Origin of the sequence: Flavihumibacter cheonanensis (assembly GCF_022352215.1) — a bacterium.
GTDB classification, from domain to species: Bacteria; Bacteroidota; Bacteroidia; order Chitinophagales; family Chitinophagaceae; genus Flavihumibacter; species Flavihumibacter cheonanensis.
In genome coordinates, this window is record NZ_JAKRWF010000003.1 from 510,320 (window position 1) to 527,865 (window position 17,546).

Annotated in this window: 15 protein-coding genes; 1 reads left to right on the plus strand and 14 read right to left on the minus strand. The window is 41.6% G+C overall.

Going from position 1 to position 17,546, the window contains the following annotated elements; all coding sequences use genetic code 11:
• Position 1: 1 nt before the first annotated feature.
• Genes MD536_RS16105 through asnB form a run of 3 tightly spaced genes read right to left on the minus strand, consistent with a single transcriptional unit; the run spans position 2 to position 3,553 of the window.
• Positions 2–562 carry a WcaF family extracellular polysaccharide biosynthesis acetyltransferase gene (locus MD536_RS16105; protein WP_239601989.1) on the minus strand — a complete coding sequence of 187 codons (561 nt, stop codon included), beginning with the start codon at positions 560–562 and terminating at the stop codon, positions 2–4.
• The gene (locus tag MD536_RS16110; protein WP_239601991.1) at positions 559–1,710 is read right to left on the minus strand and encodes a glycosyltransferase; all 1,152 of its coding nucleotides are present in this window, start codon (positions 1,708–1,710) and stop codon (positions 559–561) included. Before MD536_RS16110 ends, MD536_RS16105 begins: the two co-directional genes overlap by 4 nt.
• The gene (gene asnB / locus MD536_RS16115) at positions 1,697–3,553 is read right to left on the minus strand and encodes an asparagine synthase (glutamine-hydrolyzing) (RefSeq protein WP_239601992.1); all 1,857 of its coding nucleotides are present in this window, start codon (positions 3,551–3,553) and stop codon (positions 1,697–1,699) included. Before asnB ends, MD536_RS16110 begins: the two co-directional genes overlap by 14 nt.
• Before the next feature lie 47 nt (positions 3,554–3,600).
• On the opposite strand from asnB, the gene MD536_RS16120 reads away from it, so the two are divergent.
• Entirely contained in the window at positions 3,601–4,944 is a 1,344-nt protein-coding gene (locus tag MD536_RS16120; protein ID WP_239601995.1) for an O-antigen ligase family protein, read from the plus strand.
• Here the strand turns inward: MD536_RS16120 and MD536_RS16125 are convergent.
• The 11 genes from MD536_RS16125 to MD536_RS16175 all read right to left on the minus strand — a co-directional run bounded on the left by MD536_RS16125 (position 4,884) and on the right by MD536_RS16175 (position 17,538).
• Positions 4,884–5,924 (minus strand): glycosyltransferase family 4 protein, encoded by a 1,041-nt coding sequence (locus MD536_RS16125; protein ID WP_239601999.1) that lies wholly within the window; start codon positions 5,922–5,924, stop codon positions 4,884–4,886. The two genes, MD536_RS16120 and MD536_RS16125, sit on opposite strands and share 61 nt — an antisense overlap.
• A 6-nt stretch (positions 5,925–5,930) precedes the next feature.
• A complete protein-coding gene (locus MD536_RS22275) occupies positions 5,931–8,513 on the minus strand; it encodes a hypothetical protein (RefSeq protein WP_239602001.1) in 2,583 nt (860 codons plus the stop codon).
• On the minus strand, positions 8,500–9,561 hold the full coding sequence (locus tag MD536_RS16135; RefSeq protein ID WP_239602004.1) for a glycosyltransferase family 4 protein: 1,062 nt from the start codon (positions 9,559–9,561) through the stop codon (positions 8,500–8,502). Before MD536_RS16135 ends, MD536_RS22275 begins: the two co-directional genes overlap by 14 nt.
• A 67-nt stretch (positions 9,562–9,628) precedes the next feature.
• On the minus strand, positions 9,629–10,540 hold the full coding sequence (locus tag MD536_RS16140) for an NAD-dependent epimerase/dehydratase family protein (RefSeq protein ID WP_239602007.1): 912 nt from the start codon (positions 10,538–10,540) through the stop codon (positions 9,629–9,631).
• 1 nt (position 10,541) lies between these two features.
• A complete protein-coding gene (locus MD536_RS16145; protein ID WP_239602017.1) occupies positions 10,542–11,684 on the minus strand; it encodes a glycosyltransferase family protein in 1,143 nt (380 codons plus the stop codon).
• 18 nt (positions 11,685–11,702) lie between these two features.
• Positions 11,703–12,617: a glycosyltransferase family 2 protein gene (locus MD536_RS16150; protein WP_239602018.1), complete on the minus strand. Its 915-nt coding sequence runs from the start codon at positions 12,615–12,617 to the stop codon at positions 11,703–11,705.
• A gap of 5 nt (positions 12,618–12,622) precedes the next feature.
• Positions 12,623–13,270: a CatB-related O-acetyltransferase gene (locus MD536_RS22170; RefSeq protein ID WP_239602020.1), complete on the minus strand. Its 648-nt coding sequence runs from the start codon at positions 13,268–13,270 to the stop codon at positions 12,623–12,625.
• 13 nt (positions 13,271–13,283) lie between these two features.
• Positions 13,284–14,657: a hypothetical protein gene (locus MD536_RS16160; RefSeq protein WP_239602023.1), complete on the minus strand. Its 1,374-nt coding sequence runs from the start codon at positions 14,655–14,657 to the stop codon at positions 13,284–13,286.
• Complete coding sequence (locus tag MD536_RS16165; protein WP_239602025.1) at positions 14,657–15,232, minus strand: HAD family hydrolase; 576 nt, start codon at positions 15,230–15,232, stop codon at positions 14,657–14,659. Before MD536_RS16165 ends, MD536_RS16160 begins: the two co-directional genes overlap by 1 nt.
• Before the next feature lie 25 nt (positions 15,233–15,257).
• Positions 15,258–16,010, minus strand: coding sequence for a 3-deoxy-manno-octulosonate cytidylyltransferase (gene kdsB / locus MD536_RS16170; RefSeq protein WP_239602028.1), 753 nt, complete (start codon positions 16,008–16,010; stop codon positions 15,258–15,260).
• 1 nt (position 16,011) lies between these two features.
• A complete protein-coding gene (locus MD536_RS16175) occupies positions 16,012–17,538 on the minus strand; it encodes an aldolase catalytic domain-containing protein (RefSeq protein WP_239602030.1) in 1,527 nt (508 codons plus the stop codon).
• Positions 17,539–17,546 lie beyond the last annotated feature (8 nt).

Below are 17,546 nucleotides of genomic sequence, written 5' to 3' on the forward strand. Positions count from 1 at the left end.
TTCACTGGTCTATCGTTCTTTTTTTGATGGGCAAGGCCGGGTTACCCTGGTAAATCAAATATGCTTCCAGGTTGGTAGTAGCTATTGAACCAACGCTTAAAACGCTGTGACTGTAGCAGGTTATACCCGGACAAACAACTGCTTTCGCTCCAATCCAAACCCCGTCTTCGAGAGTAATAGGTGCAACCATCAGGTCAAACGATGCTTTTTTATAGTTGTGATTGCCGGTTAAGAGATAGGCGCCCTGCGATAAACAGGCATGTGCACCAACCTGCACCTGACAGAGGTTATCAATCCAAACGCCTTCGCCAATCCAGCTATGATCCCCGATGCTGAGCAGCCAGGGGTATTTGATCTGAACCCGGGGTTTGATTACCACTCCTTTACCGACCCTGGCTCCAAAAGCCCGGAGCAATCCAATTTTCAGGCTGTTAAACGGTAGCCAGGCCGATTCGAAGAAAACAAGACTTGTACCATACCAGAGCAGGCGTTTCCAGGAAGGAGCACCGATGGTTGGTGGGTACCAGTTGTTGTTATATGCAGATAAATCAGTTTTACTCATGCGAACAGTTCCTCATATTTAGTCCGGAATCCTGCCTGCTCCACGTACTGTTGAGCAAGGCTTCGGGCTTTGGCCGACCAGAGATTGTATGCTGTTTGATCCATGATTGCCAGTTGATCCAATGCTTTCCAATAACGGTCTTTTCTGTCCAAAGGTATATCCCAGCCTGCATTTCCTGCTTCCAGGTTTCGCCAGGGTGTTTGATCGCTGATGAGCACCGGTTTACCTGTTTCCAGTGCTTCAAAAATAGCGTGACCGAAATTCTCTCCTCTTGTAGGTAGCACAAAGGCGTGGTAGGCCGCGAGAGTGGCAAAAACCAGCTTATTTTCTATGGGGCCCATGAAGCGTACAACCCTCCCAGGTGGGAGTTGTTCAGCCAGCGATTTGCACTGGCTATCATAGGCAGGATCTCCGGCATCACCGTAAATATCGAGTGTTAGTTGGGCTTTGCCTGGCCATTCTGTAAGTAATTCCAGGAGGAAGAGCAGGTTTTTTTTGGGATGGATCCGGGAAATAAATACCAGATTCAGGATGCCGGGTTCTTTGGTTGCCGGAGGTGGACCATCCGGCAGGCGATTTGGAATATTTTCGGCAATCAGCGCAGAGGCAGAAGGGAAATGCTGTCGGATATCTTTGAGTTCCTGAGCATCGGTAGCCTGAAAGCGAATGATCTGCTGCCAGCCCAGGAGACGAAAAAGCTGAAGGAATATTTTTTTTCGGCTGGCTTTTAACTGCAGGGCACCGGCCTGCAACATACCTCTGGGGGCCAAAACCACGAGTGGCCGGTTTTTCAGTTGCCAGCAAACCAATATAGGCAGGATCGTAAAGGGAATCGAAAACATACTGTTCAGATACACTGCATGTGGATTCAGTTCGGTAATAATACGACGGATCTTTTGCCTGCTGAGGGTTCTGCTATCAGTATAAAATATGGTTTCTCCGGATAGGCCGTTGACCCATTGATCCAGAGGGACATTTTCATAAGGCTGGGCATCTCCCAGGTCCCGATCCCCACAAACCACAAAAAAACAGTATTGATCAGAAAGATAACGAACGAGGTTTACGCAGGATTGGATAGGTCCGCCCGCTTTGAAGCCAGGAGCGTACCAATCGGAGAAGATTAGTATAACCAGTTTATCCGTTTTCATTTTTCCGTAACCAGTAAGAGAGGATAACAAATAACCAGATTTCCATCCAGCGGATAGAAGGATCCCCCTTCAGAAACTGTTGCCATTGCACCTGAAGCGCGCGGCCATTAATAAACTCCCGATGGGAAATTGCTTGAATTTCTCCTTCACAAAAAGCTCGCAACTCCGTTTTCATCCAATGCTCCCAGGGGAAAATGAAGCCTTGTTTACGGCGATGAACAATTTCAAAAGGCAGGCGATCCCCCAGCGATTCCACCAGCAACTGCTTTGGGAATGCGGGTTCTTTCAGTTGATCAGGAAGCTGTAATACATATTCGATCAGCTCATGATCAAAAAATGGTTCCCGCACTTCCAGGCTAACGGCCATGCTCATCTGATCTGTATCTTTTAGCAAGGTATATTGGGAATATCCCAAGTATTCGGCTACTGATACCTGTGAGTACTCAGGGAAATTATGTAACTGTTCAAGTTGCGCCAGAGCTTGTTGCACGATGTCAGTAGAGGGCAGATCAAGCCGTATAAGTTTTCGATATGCTGCCGGTGTTATGATCTGTCTGAATATCGGATACAGTTGCTCAATCTGAGGTGAGGGAAGGTTGAGCAGTTGTTTCAAACGGTCTTTTCGGCTTGTTGTATTACTAATAATTGACGCAATCAATTTGCGAAGCGGTTTTGTAAGCACCCAGCTGTTCTTGAATTGCTGCAATTGACGGAATTGCCGGAAAAAGGGATAACCTGCAAATAATTCATCACCACCAATACCTGAAAGCGCAACAGTTATACCTGCATCCCGGATTGCTTTGGATACTACATAACTGTTGATACCATCTCCACTGGGAGTGTCCATTGCATCCAGTGCAGGTAGCAGGTTTTCCAGCATGTATTCCGGCTTTTGCAAAATGGTATGGTGACGGGTATTGAATTTTTTGGCTACCAATTCCGCATAACCGCTTTCATCGAAGCCCTTTTCACTAAAGCTGATATTAAAGGTTTCAGGAGGGCGGTTGCTCACTTCAGCCATAAGAGCAACCACAGCACTGGAGTCGATACCGCCGGATAAAAAAGCACCGACAGGGACATCACTCACCAATCTTTGTTGCACTGCCAGGCGAAGAAGGCGGAGGATTTCCGATTGTGCATGCCGTCTTGATTCAGGTGGCACAAACCCTCTGCCTGATTGTATATCCCACCAGCTGCCACTCTCCATCTTGCCATCTTTGATTTTCATCCAGTAACCGGCTTTCAATTCCTGGATGCCTTTAATGATCGTATGTGGGCCGGGAACTGATTGGTAGCGGAAATAACCTGCCAGTGAATCCGTATTCAATTCTTTTTTAACCAATCCACTTGCAAGAATGGAGCGAATTTCAGAAGAGAATATCAAGCCATTTGGCTGATGGGAGTAATACAGTGGTTTCACCCCGAGGCGATCGCGTACCAGCCAGAGGGCTTCTTCCTGACGGTCCCAGATCGCAAAAGCAAACATGCCTTTGAATTTGGGAAGGGCAGCTAATCCCCAGCGGCTCCAGGCTTCTATCAGCACTTCGGTATCACCGGTACTTTTAAAAGCATGATCAGTAATGGTTGCTTTTACTTCCCGGAAATTATAGATCTCTCCATTGAATACAAGCTGGTACCGTTGGTTTGCACTGCAGAAAGGCTGGTTACCGGAAGGACTTAGATCAATTATTGAAAGGCGGCGGTGACCAAGAGCAATACGGCCTTCAACAAAATGACCGGCAGCATCCGGACCACGGTGGGCGATGGCATCCGTCATTTCATGGATTTGCTCCTCGAGCGTGTTCGTATTAGTGAAAGAAAGAATGCCTGATATGCCGCACATTTATTAATAGGTTGAACAACAAATAGATTTAATTTGCAAGACTAAGCATGAAAAAGAAGAAAGACAAATTGGACATTGCTCAGAAACTGGGACTGCTTTGTATCTTCTCTGTTTTTCTGGATAAAGCAATCAGAGGAGGGGGACTACCATTTGATTTCTATTATTATTATCCTATTTTTCTCTTTTTCCTACTCTCACTTCCAATAAAAGGATACCAGATTACGATGCCCCCCCGCTGGTTTAACCTGGGACTACTTTCTATAATTACTGCTAGTGTTTTTGTTACCCTAGTTAGAGGTATACTGGGCTTTGAGTTGGTAAAACAGGTATTCGGCATCTTGTTCACCTCCGTAACCTATTATAACGTTATCAGAGTTTTTAAATACGATATTGCCAGGATATTTAATTACTACCTGGTATTTGCCTTCTGGGTAGCGCTTCATGGAGTTATTGATAACCTGCTGCACATTGGAGGTATTCACCTTACCAAAGTGTTACAGGATGGGACTTTTCAATATCGTGAGTATGGAATAATGGGAGAACCATTTTATTTGGCAATGGCCATCACTCCTGCAATTGTTTATTATACCTGCTATTTTAAAAGAACCTGGCATACCGCCAAGTTTAAATACCTGGTTTTACTGACCTGTTACCTGGTAACCTATTCTTCCACTGCTGTTATGGGTATTGGTTTAGCTGCTTTTTTTGGGTTGTACCTGAATGATTTTTTCAACGTGAGAAGAAATCGTATCATTTTCGCCCCCTTGTTTTTGGCTCCGGTGGCCTTACTAGTTTTTTACCTGATTGAAAATGTTGACCTCATCAACAAACGATACAATGACACTACCTCACTTTTCCTCTCTACAGAGATTGATATAAAAGAAGCAGGCAAATCCAATTCCAGCACTTTTGCATTGTATTCTAATTATATTATTGCACGCGATTCATTTTTGGACAACCCATTATTTGGATCAGGGCTGGGATCGCATCCCCTGATTTATGAAGATGCGTTTTTAAAATATTTTCCAAAAAATTACCTGAAAGGATACGGAGCACAAAACCAGCAGGATGCTAATTCCCGGTTTTTACGGTTGATGTCAGAAACCGGATTACTGGGACTTGTTTTATTTCTCACTTCGGTAATTGTATTCTTTGCTCCCAAATCAACCGTTTATAATGAACAGAGCCGCAACCTGGCAGCCATCAATTATGCCATTTTTGTTTATATCGTACTGGGGCTTATTCGCAATGGCAATTACATCAATGTCGGTTTCTTTTTGTTTTTCTTTATATACTATGTTTCGAACAAATTGCTGACCTACAAAAGAGCTCAGGCTTCCCGCAAACGAGTGGCCCAGCCTGCAGGAGTTAGCAGTCTAGCAAGCTCCTGACTTTTTCGTGCCATTTGAATCAACTCTTCCGTTTCCAGCTGATTCAAATTGCGAAATACAGGAATCAGGTATTCAGGAGTATTGGACTCCAGTAGCCATCCATTTCCACGTTGAAGAAAAAGTTCTCCTGCTCCTACTTCTTTCGTCAGCATTAATGGAAAGCCTGCAGCAGCAAATTCCTGGACTACCACTCCCCAGGGTTCAAAACGGCTCATCAATATAAAAACACCTGCAGACTCTATAATACCCGGCCATTGCTCCTTTTGTACGAAACCAAGGTGGCGGATCTTTGGATGAATGGTTCTTTGGGGATATCCCTCTCCGCTACCTGCACACCATAACTCCCAGTCATTGGGTTCGAGTTCCTGCCATTTAATAAATGCATCCCAGAGTTCCTGATATCCTTTGGCTGGAATGTAGCGGGCTACACAAAGTAATACTTTCGGGAAAACGCGTGTTTTTTGTTCAATTGCTTTTTGTCCAAGTGCCTCAAACCGATCGACATCGCTTGTATAGAAGCCGGTCATGATTTGGGATTCGCCAAATCCAAGGCGGAGCCCATAGTTTTTTTGCGGCGTTCCTGGCACCCAAATTTTTTTAAACCATTTCCGCAACAACAGTTTTCCACCTATTGTCATGAGTTGTTGTTTCAGGCTGCCATTCCAGTGGTTGTCCATGGTCAGGATACAAACTGCACGATTTGACCATTTCCTGCAAATCCTCAGGTACCACTTATTAATCCATCCACTGCATACAATTTTATGTGGATTAAAATCATCCACTAATTTTTCAAGTTCGGTATAAGAATGTATTCCGGACAAATCATGAAAGGAGCCCACACCTTCCAGATTAAATGCAAACGGAGCTTCAGGATTTATCGGGAAGTGCACTACCGAAACAGATACGCCTTGTTGTTTCAATGCATTCAGGCAGGCAATGGTATACTCGGCGAGTTCAGTATATAAAAATAATATCCTCATCCGGATTTAATTGGGTGTAAATGAAAAATGGGATAGTGCAAATTCACCGGCAAGCGTCTTCCAGATCACACGATTAATCGGTGTATTGATATTCAATTCAATTAAATCAACAGACGCATCCGAAATAGTGATGCGTTTTGAAAACCTGATTTCGGGTATTTCCAGTTCTATAATCGTTCCGGGCTTCAGAGCTCTTCCTTCAAACAAAAGTGTATATTGGCCTGGCTTAAGCGATAATCCATCATAACGGGCTATTCCAGCTGTTCCGATTATAAGGTGAGAACGCGACTTTGTAAAGTTGAACTCTTTGAAATTGGTCACCACCCGCTCAACGGGTCCGTCCACTGATTCGTATACTACGCCATGCTGCAGGGTAGAAGAATTCCAGAAATAGGGATGCTCCGGCTGATGCCATTGATCCAACTGGTAAAAAACCGGCTTTTTTTCTGTAAGATCCAGGACATACAGACTGCCTTGCTTTCTGATTTCAAATTCAATAGTAGCACCCTCCAATTTAATCTGTGTATTTATACTTGTTGGAATATTCCCTTTAAGATTACTGGATGGTTGAATGCTGCCATAAATCAAGTAGCGGTTATTCCATTTCCGCACGAGGATGAGTTCATTTTCAGCCAACCCCTTATAGCGAAATGCTTTCCTTGTATCTGAATAATCACCCGGGTCGAGCAGCTTGCCTTTTGTAAAAAACTCTGGCACCCAGGAGCGGATAGCCTGCGCGTAAGCTGGTATGGCTGCCTGGTATATATATCCTCTGGGATCATAGGGCCCTACTCCATTAGGCCATTTTCCATTTTTTCCTGTAATATTAAAATAGCCGGTATAAAAGAAATCAGCACCCAGCATAACCATTGACTTAAGCAGTGCAAGCCACTGAGATGGCCGGATATTTTTTTCTTCTGCTCCCCAACCTGCAGAAACGAAAGGAGAAAAAAAACGATCGCCCAACTCTATTTCTTTTTTTCTGCCTTCACTAATAACCCCAAACCCATTGAGCGCGCCTCTCCCTGTAGCCCAATTGTCAGGCGTAGAGGGATAGAAATCCGGTGTTGGATAAATAACTGAATCATTCCACCTGTTAACTTTCCTGCGCATGGCATAGTCTGGCCAGTAGGCCGGTTGAATGGCGGACGTATTGTAAAAACTGAAATGGGCATCCGCAGTAGTGTTTTTAAGAATAGTACGCATGTAAGTGGAGTCCTGTTTGTATTGAAAACGTCCGCTGTACTGCGCAGCGCTAAGGCCTGATGCTTTAAAATTTTTCCATACGGCAGGATCTCTTTTTAGATAATCTTCCTTTATGGTATGTCCGAAAATTTCTCCATTTTCATTTATAAGAGCAGGTGGTTGCTTCAATTGTTTCATTAATTGTTGAATATAACCTGCGCTAACTTCAGCGTCTTTTTGAACAATATCCAGCGGCATGAGAGGGGAATGCAATTTTCGGTTACCCCGAAGTATAAATTTCCCGTTTGTTTCCTTCATGTAGTAGTTTGATGGCTGGTTTTGCGACCACATGTACGAAGGTTTATTTTGCACTTGTAAGGTTATTAGGGCAACGGGCAGGCTGGGATGCTGATTTGCAAAATTAATCAAAGCACCTGCTATATGATTTGGATTGGAGTAGGCTTTTGAAGCGGCTTCTGCAGTGGTTCTGAGCAATGGTATTTCAACGTAATAATTCCAGTTACTGGCCAGCTCATCAACAAGAGTTACTGCTGTAGCTGGATTTACCACTCCCAGTTCCCCATGAAGGTATTGGATATCCATCCACGACATATTACGTGGTAGCGGGCTATTGGAATAAAATCGGGGACGCGGAAAATGTTTTAGCTGATCCTTTGCGTGTACAGTATATACTGGATATCCAGGTGCAAAATCCAGCGAATCAAACATTGCTGACTGGAGATTGGGAACTGCTTTTTTTTCTTCAGCATAACCCGCACTGGAAAAAAGTTGAGCACCATTAACCGCGTTCCAAAAAAACTTTAACTCATCTATCGCCGAAGTAAACCGAAACCCGTCGTTATTACTTAACAATACCGGAGCATTGGTTTCGAGTGAAGCAGTAAATCCAGCAGGTGACACGCCATCCACCCAAATCTGTTTGATCTTTTTTTCTGTATCCACAATGAAAACAAAATGATGCCACTCCCGATCCGCATAATAACTGAAAGAAGAACGATCGACTCCAGTGAAGGCAATTTTTAAATCCTGAATTTTTGAACTGCCGTCTGATTGTATTTGAGTGGTCCTGAACAATAACCCCGTCATATTCAATTGAAGTAAAAAATGAGGCCGGGGAAAGCATAAAAACTGAAAACGGTCTCCTTTCATCCAAAATGCTATTGTCATTGCCTTGCTCTTTTGCTTAGGCAAACCACTGGTAATAAACAAACACTTGTTGTTTTGCAAATCAATTCCAGTACCGGAAACACCAACCACTTGTTTTAATTCGCAGGTCGTTTTTAATGATTTGGCTGAATCAAAATTCAAGTAAGCAACTGGCTCCTCCTGCGCAAAGAGCGACAAAGAAATAAAAAACAGAAAAAAAACACTACTGAGTTTCATGTAACAACGCATAAAATAAATCCCGATGACGAGCAGCCACAGCTTTCCAGGTAAACTGGTTCATTACCCGGCTATACGAAGCATTTCCCAATGACAGTTTAATCTCCAATGAAGCAGCTGCGTATCCAAGCAAGGACTGAACCAGGTCTTCTACTTTACCGGGCCTTACCAGATATCCATTGGCAGCATCTACCAGTTCGGCGGTAGCACCAACGTCGGAAACAATCACGGGCATTTTCCAGCTCATAGCTTCCAACACCACAGTAGGCATTCCTTCGAACAAAGTAGGTAAAATAAAAAGTTCATTATTCCGATAAAGGGCATCAATATCTTCGTCTTTCACAAAGCCCAGTAATTTTACATTCGCCGGCTGTGGCTGGGAACGATAGTGTTCATACAATGGACCTTTGCCACCTAAAATAAAGTTGAATGTATTAGTATATCCAGTGGAGTTTAGCTGTTGAATTGCTTCAAACAGGATATCAATTCCCTTATTAGTCGCAAATCTTCCAAGAAATAAGACTTTTACAGGTAAGGAAGGTATACGTTGAAACCCAGCTGATGTATTAGAAAGGTTAATAGCGTTCGGAAGTACCACTAATTGCTTTTCATGAGCGCAATGTTTTCGAAGAATTTCGGATAATTTGCCCCCAAGGGATACAATCCGAGCGCAATTTTTAAACAGATGGGAAAATATATGTTGAAAAGGTATTGCAAGCAGCCTGTGCTTCCATCCTATCGCCTGGTAAGGTTCAAGTCCATGCGGATTGATAATAAGTCGGTTGGAAAAATTTTTTATCCCAGCCCATACTGAGAGTCCCTGAGAATAAATTATATCCGGCTGAATATCATTCAGCTTATCAGCTACCTGTTGTGAATATCTATAAGATTCGAGCAGGTAGTTCTTGTTTGAATTAATGGGACGTAGCTGAATCTCCTGAATCCTCGGGGAATTAAATATTGTTTCAGAATGAGGATGAAGAACGGTGATGCTAAGGTCTTCATAAGCACTCAATGATTCCACCAATAAACGGGAATGTTTCTGCATTCCCCCTGTCATTAATGGATAAATTCCATCCGTACAAAACGCGATATGCATAATATCGAAAAGTGATTTAGCCCCTGATCAGTGTTTCAATTCCTTCTTCCAGTGAAACTACAGGCTTCCATCCAGTGAAACTGGTAATTTTACTGATATCACTTAGCAGGTGCATCCGTTCCACTTTTCGTACTCTTTCCGGGTCAACTTCGATTTCTATTGCTTCATCCAAATGAGCCTCAAAAGCTTTCACAACCTCTACCACAGAGTATTCGATACCTCTCCCTAAATTAAATATTTCAAAACCCATGTTAACATGTTGCAGCAATGCATCAATGGCATTTGCCATATCAGAAGTATGTATAAAATCGCGTTTGGGATCAAGGTTACCTAGTTGTATGATACGTTTTCCGTTATTCACCTGTTGCTGAATTTCAGGAATCAGGTGAGGATTGGTTTCATTCGGACCAAAAGCATTGAAGAAACGACAGATAATAGTGGGGATACCCGTTTCAAGGTGAAACTTTTCAGACAATTCTTCGCCAACCAATTTGGTCAGTCCATAAATATCCAACGGTTTTTTTTCGGCTGTTTCGGGAATTGGCCCATCCAGAATTGGATAAACCGCAGCCGTAGAAGCGAAAAAAAACTGTTTTACAGACCCACAGGCTTTTATTGCTTTGAGCAAATTCATCGTACCCCGAATATTGATATCCGAAGCTTCAAACGGATGTTTATTGCAATAGGGAATAAAGTGAATAGCAGCCAGATGAAGAACAATTTCCGGTTGTATTTCGTCAAGTGCCTCCACCACCTCAGCTTCGTTGCGGATATCCAGTTTGTAAAAGCGATCATCCGGTATCGAAATAAAGGAACGATTGCCAAAAGAAAGGTTGTCAATTACAAAAACCTCGTCTGCTTTTTCCTGCAATTTTTGAATAATGGCGGAACCAATGAATCCTGCTCCACCTGTAACTAAAACTCTCAAATTAGGTAGTTTGATTTATGATTTCCAGGTAATCCGGAAGGTAGTTTTGTTTAATAAAGTGTTGTAACGCAAATTGTTGAATCCTTGTTTTATCTAAAAGTGATATTTTTTCCAGTTGAGCTGGTAGAGCGGTTGACAAATACCCAAGCGATTCCCTTTGTACAAGCTCACTATAATCGCCAAGATTAGGTGAAATGAGCACTTTTAATCCACAAGCAAGATATTCTGCAAATTTCACAGGAGCAGCTACCCGGTTAGTATTGGTCTGTTCGCGAACAAGCAAACCATAATCACAGCCACAGAGATAGTTGGCTACCTGGTTGGGAGGAAGTAAGCGCGACTTAATTCTGCCAGGGTATTTGGCAGCCAGGAATTGGATGGTGACGGTTTCTTCAGATAAAAAAAGAACTTGCAAGTCAGTTTGATTTTCCAGTTGTTGCTCCAGCAATACCTGTAGTAAAGAACTGGACTGCCATCCTGCAGTAGAACCGCTATAAACAAGGGTTATTTTATCAGGTGCCAATCCTGCCCTTTCTTTTGCAGCCAGCATTTGCGCTTCACTTATTTCAACCTTTTCATAGGATTGATCCAGTGTGCAGGGAATTACAGTTTCATGTCCCGGTTTGTAATGAAAACTTTTCTCCCAGAATTCAACCAGTTTTTTGGAGACAGCAATTCTCCAATCAGTTTTAAGCACTGCAATTTGTTCCCATTGCAGAATGTTTTTTTCAAGATACCTGTCTTCTACGACCCTGTATTCATTCCATTCTGCACTGATCGCACCCCTGCCATCGAATAGCACCTTATTTGTTAATCCCTTTTGCTTTGCATCTAAAGCAATGAGTGTTGCAAGCACATTTCTGCCCATGATAAGGGAGGGTTTCAAACGAAACAATATCAAACAGGTATGAAACAGGTATTTGTTTTTTTCCCAGTTTTTAATCCTGGGAAGCATAGGAAGAACTAATGCGTTGGGGCATTTTTTGCGAATCCCGCGACGATTTGAAAAAAAGCCCCGAATGGATAGAAAGGCAACCAGTTTCACTTTTTGGGAAGTTGAAGCTGAAAGAAAGTTGACAAAATCGATTACCTGACTATTAAACACACCAGAAGGCTGGTCGCCAACTGTAAGATAGATGATCATGGTTGTTTTATGGATACGTTATCTCAACCTGGTGAAAAGAGGAAAACCAATTACTTTCAATAATACCGCTTTACCACGACTAATTCCATATCCTTCGGTTGGTTTCCAGGAAGTGAAGTTCATTAGCCTATACAGTTCCAATGCTTTGGGTCGGTTGTAGGTTGCTAGCGTCAATAAAGACGACATCAGAAAAGTACAAAACAGTTGTTGATTTCTTTCATAAGCAGCCGGGTAATGCTCCCGAATATTTTTTAGAAAATGAAGCCTGGTGAGAATCAGCTGACTCCATCTTCTGGACGGATCAGACTGCGAAATCTGGCCACTTATACGATCCCGGAGAATGGTATAAGAATTGGTATCAAACATAACGGGGCAACCAGCTAGCAATAACCGAAACATGAGGTCAGTTTCCTGAGAACTCTGGATGGATTCATTCCAGCCACTCACCTTGTTTAACCATTCTTTACTCCAGAGATTGGAGCAGGTAGTTCCAGCTTTCCCTATAAAGGCAGCGAGATAAGGATCCGCTTCCTGAAGCTCATAAGTATATTTTTCTCCGTTTACTTTAAGCCTGGTTGCCTTTGCAGCGACAAAACCCGAAAACCCGGTTTTTTTTATCGTTGTCAGTTGAAGGCTTATTTTGGTGGGTAATAGCAAGTCATCTGCATCCAGAAACTGGATCCACTCACCAGTTGCTTTTTGCAGTCCACAATTTCTGGCAGCATTCGCCCCCTTTTTTGATTCTTCCAAAATCAACAGATCAGGATAGAGGGTTTCGCGTAATGTTTGTAGGTAATAGAGGGTCTCATCCGTAGAATTGTTATTTACACAAATCACTTCCAGGGGGTGATATGTCTGCTCATAGACAGATTTCAGGCATTCTCCAATAAAACTGGCAACATTATAGCAGGGAATGATGACAGAAACGAGCATCCGTATTACCTGTTAAATTCTATTTTAGATGCATCTTTCAAAAAGGGCAACTGCAGGATATTCTGAATATCCAGTTCCCACCATTTGCTATTAAGTAGATGTTGAATCACATCATCTGAAAAACGCTTGCCGATAACTTTAGCTGGTACGCCTGCTACGATGGTATATGGTTCTACATTCTTTACAACTACAGCGCCGGCACCAATTATGGCTCCCGTTCCAATTTTAACTCCTTCCAGGATAAGAACGTTAGCGGATATTAGAACATCATGTCCGATTTCTACCATTTTTTCGACACCAGTTAAAATATCCGAATCATTTATTAACCCCCTTCCACTTGAATAAAAGAGAGGACTTGTTGAAAGCATATGTTTTGGATGTGCAGCTAAGCCTATTTTAACTCCTGAAGAAATAGAACAAAAATCACCTATTGAACTGGTATTATAAATAAGTGTGGAATTCCCAATATATAGCCCTCTTCCCAAATACGCAGGATCACCTTTCAAATCACAATCTGTTTCAATTACACTATAAGCCTGAATCTTTTTTTCCCAGGAAGGATTCAAAAGACTCTTGATATTCCGATTGTTTAGCCGCTCTTGTTGCTTCTTGAGGGCATAAGTCAACCTCCAAAAAGAAAACAACTGTCGCATTATATGCATAATATCAATAAACTTGAGGAATTGAAAAGGTTGAAAAAAAGATATCTCTTTCAGGCTCTTTATGTGAGTGGAGTAGTTCTTCCATTCGGCAGATTGGATCTTCCCCAGAATCCAATTTATAGGCTACGCCGGCAGCAATTACATCTTCTACAAACCCTTTGTATTTACTATCTACATCAAGGCAAAAACTTACCGTACTAGTTTCAACTGCTTCAAAAAGGGTATTTGAAAAAATACTTACCTGAATAGTAGCCTTTTGCAAGCACTGGAAAATATTTGTGTTTTTGTCAATTATCTCAAGCAGTTCGTATCCTTTAAAAGCATCATCGTAAACCGCGTTATTGGGGTCGCCTGGATGAGGTTTAATCCATAATTTCCAGCCTGGATGTCTAAGTATGTGTTCATATAGCTGCTTAATATAAGGAATGAAAAAAGACTGCGTACCAGTACTAAGGGTAACCAGCACCACTTTTTCTTTGGGAGAAGAAAACATAGTCAAATCAGGTCGTTTGATAAAGTCACCAACCACCTTTATCTTATTTTCTGAAAATTCAAACCCCTTAAGCAAAATTGATTTCCAGTAAGAACCCCATACCCATATTTCATCAGGGAGTAGAATATCTCTGTTTATTTTTTTTAGAGCTGAGGGATAAACATAAAAATTTGCGCCTTTACTGATTACCCCGTGTTGTAATTCAATCACTTTAATTCCAGCTTTGCGAAGCGCATAAACCACTGCTTCATTCTGATACGCAGGATAAATAAAAGCCGTTGAAACATTTGATTGTTTTAAATAGAAGTAATAGAGCCTGGATTCCCACCAAAAATCATCCAGCATTTGTCTTATTTCAACTAAATCCTCAGTAGACAATGTTGGATTCTTTCGCAAGTTGTTGAAAGTTTTCCTGATTAACTGAATACAGTCCCTATCAAAAGACCCATAAGGTATACGTGTCTTTAACCATTCAGAAATAGTAGTGTCGCAATCTATTTTAGCGCTTTCCGGGAGCATTCCTCTATAATGTATATGGCAATTTTTCCTAACAAGGAGCTCCACAATTCTTTCTATATAACTATTTTTTTCTATTCCCGATTCGGGATCCTTACTAAACCGAATAGGGCAAATGAATAAATACTTTTGATCAGGTTTGAAATAATCAGAAAGTTTGTTCTTTCTGAATGCACGAAGCCGTAAATAGCTCTTTACAATGAAGTATGGCTGCAAGAATAAACTCCTTCGGGCCATTTTTCCATTTCGCTCTGCTGGCCTGCCTAACAATGCCGATTGGATCACCCTTAGGAAATTGTACTCTCCGGCATCAAAAACGGAGGGGTCAGAAAACATTTCAAAAAAATCAGTTTTTGAAATGCGGTTCATCAGAAAAAATTAATGGATTCAAACGAATATATGTAACCGGTACCCAGATTTTTCAATTCAATGTTATTAAATCCGAAGAAAGCAATATTATTTCGACTTGCCGCTTCAAAATCATTATGAGCATCTCCTATTAGAATAGTTTCTGTTGAGGGTAGCGAAAATTTTCTCAGTATATCTTCAACCAACTTTATTTTAGGTGTTGGCGAACCGTGAATAGATTCAAAAAATTCACTAATAGCTAACTCATCACATAAATATCTGAGCTCCTTTTCATCGGATCCTGAAGCAATGAAAAACCGGTATCGTTCTCTGTTCTTTTTGATAAATTCAAGGGTTTCCTGAATTAGATTGGCAGGATCCGTCAGCCTAGCTTTCATTATTTTCGAAAAGGCATCCGCCAATTGAAGTATATCAGATGGTTCAAAGGGCTGCTGAAGGATTTGTTTATAGAAATATTCAAATTTGTGATATCTGGACAGTCCGCCATTTTGTTCATGATATTTTAATAGTTTATCAACTTTATCCTGGGGAAAATCACGCAGTGCTTCAACAAATCCAAGTTTTCGGATGGGCATGGAATCAAGGATTACCCCATCAAAGTCAAATATAATAGTCGTCACCATTTTCTTTCAGGTAATTTTCAATTGCCACTACATCTTCAGGACGGTCAACAGCCATTGATGATGAATAAAACTCAACCATTTGAACGGGTACATCAAAATCAAAAAACCGCAATATTTCAATATCCTCCTGGAACTCAAACTCCGGTTTAACTTTTATTGAGTTAAAAAGCCTCAATTGTGCCAGAGTAAAGCCATAAATACAAACCTGTTTATAATAAACAGGAGGATGTTCCTTTTTTAAACTTTTAACGCCAGGCAAGGGGAGCCTTGACATATAAAGCAACCTTCCACTGCTGTTAACCAATACCTTTGGGATGTTTATATCCCATGGATCTTCACCTTCGCGAAGTTTCGACATACCATTTATGATTGAATCCGGATACTGTTTTTTTAGTTCAGCAACCATAAGGATATCCTGAGGGTTTATGATAGGCTCATCGCCCTGAATATTCAAATAATAGTGTGCCGGAATTTTTTCTGCAGCTTCAGCCAATCGATCTGTCCCTGTAAGGTGTTCATCAGATGTCATTACTGCCTGGTATCCGGCATCGGTAACAACATTATGTATCAATTCACTTTCAGTTGCAACATAGGTATGCTCTTTGCCCAAAGCGGCAGCTACTTTTTTTGCAACTCTTAAAACCATGGGTACTCCATTAATTGGAACCAGAGGCTTTCCCGGAAAACGGGTTGACGAGTACCGTGCAGGTATAATACCAACTACTCTCATATCAGATTTTTGAATAAAGGGAAAGCTGATCAATATTTTTATAGCGGGTGGGGGTAAGCGATACAACCCGCACACTGTTTTTCCTGAATTTCTCGAACAGCAGATCATTTTCCTTGGCAACTTCGTATTCAATGGAGCTTGGCTCAGTATTATAGCCATCAAATCCTGCTACAATGATTTCACCTGGATTATATAACAAAGCGGTTTCCAATGCCAGTCGCAAATGCGACTCTTCTCCCTCTTTAATTAATTGCCAACGTGCCAGTTCAACTGCATTGTCTTTCATATCGACAGGTACCTGCGTACCCATCTGTCTTGGAAAAGGAGAATAAATTAATTTGTAGTCACCTTCCGGCTGATGATGTAACACATCCTCCAGCCGATCTGCTTCTTTTCCCTGTATGCAATACAGTTTTTCAACCGGGATATTTTCAAATAAGCCAGCATTTTTAGAACTGGAAAAAATAAGTACGCCAATTTGAGCAGACTGAAAATATCTTTTTAATCCTTCCAGGTGGTGGAAAATACTTACTCCACCACCGATTACAATGCACTTTTTATTTCCAGAATCATCAAATACCGGCAACTTAACATTGTCTTCAATGCCTGATTTTTTATTAATCAGCGCTTGTAAAATTCCATTATAAGAATAGAATTGTTTGGTAGTCCAGTCCATCACTTCTTTTTGAGGTAGTGAATACGCTCCCGAAACCATATAAGGTAAATTGGTTCCCCACCCATAACCTCTTCGAAGTTCTTCAAAGGCAGTAACAGCTTTGCTGAGTGCATTAAAATTAACAGAAAGTCCCGTTGAAGATAGATACGTCAGTAGCAGTTCAGTTTTTAAATTTCCCGCTCCGCGCCCCATTCCTGTGATCGTGGAGTCAATATATTCTACTCCGTTTTCAATTGCAGTAAGCGTATTAGCAAGCGCCATTTCCATATTGTTATGTCCATGAAAACCAAGACTGATACTAGTGCCTGCCTGAACTGTTTTAATTATTTGTGCAAGTTGCGCAGGCATGATTCCACCGTAAGAATCAACAAGGTATAATACATCTACAATATCATTTGGTAGCGCAGCTAATTTTTTCAAAACAGCCTCATCACCAGCAATCCTTGAAATATACATCAGATTAAATGCTACTTTAATTCCTACTTCCTTTATGGCTTTTGCCAGTGCAATTCCTTCATCTATTTTAGACGGGGCAACCGTAATTCGAACCATAGCCAGCTTGTCACTGATAGAATCGAGCAAATGTGGAATATCCCCCGGCTGTGTATTTTTTTCATCAATGATTAGTACTAATCCTTTTCTAAGTGTTTCAGCTATTCTTTGAACGAGGTAATCCGGACAATAGTAGAATCTCCCGAGATAACCAGGCTCTGGCTTTGCCCGATAGCCGATTTCTACAAAATCAACCGGACTTTCATTCATTGCTTTAAGATAGACCTGCAGCAATTGATCTGAAAAATCCCAGTTAGTATAGTAACCACCATCCCGAAAGGTGCAATCCAATAATTTCATAGTATGAA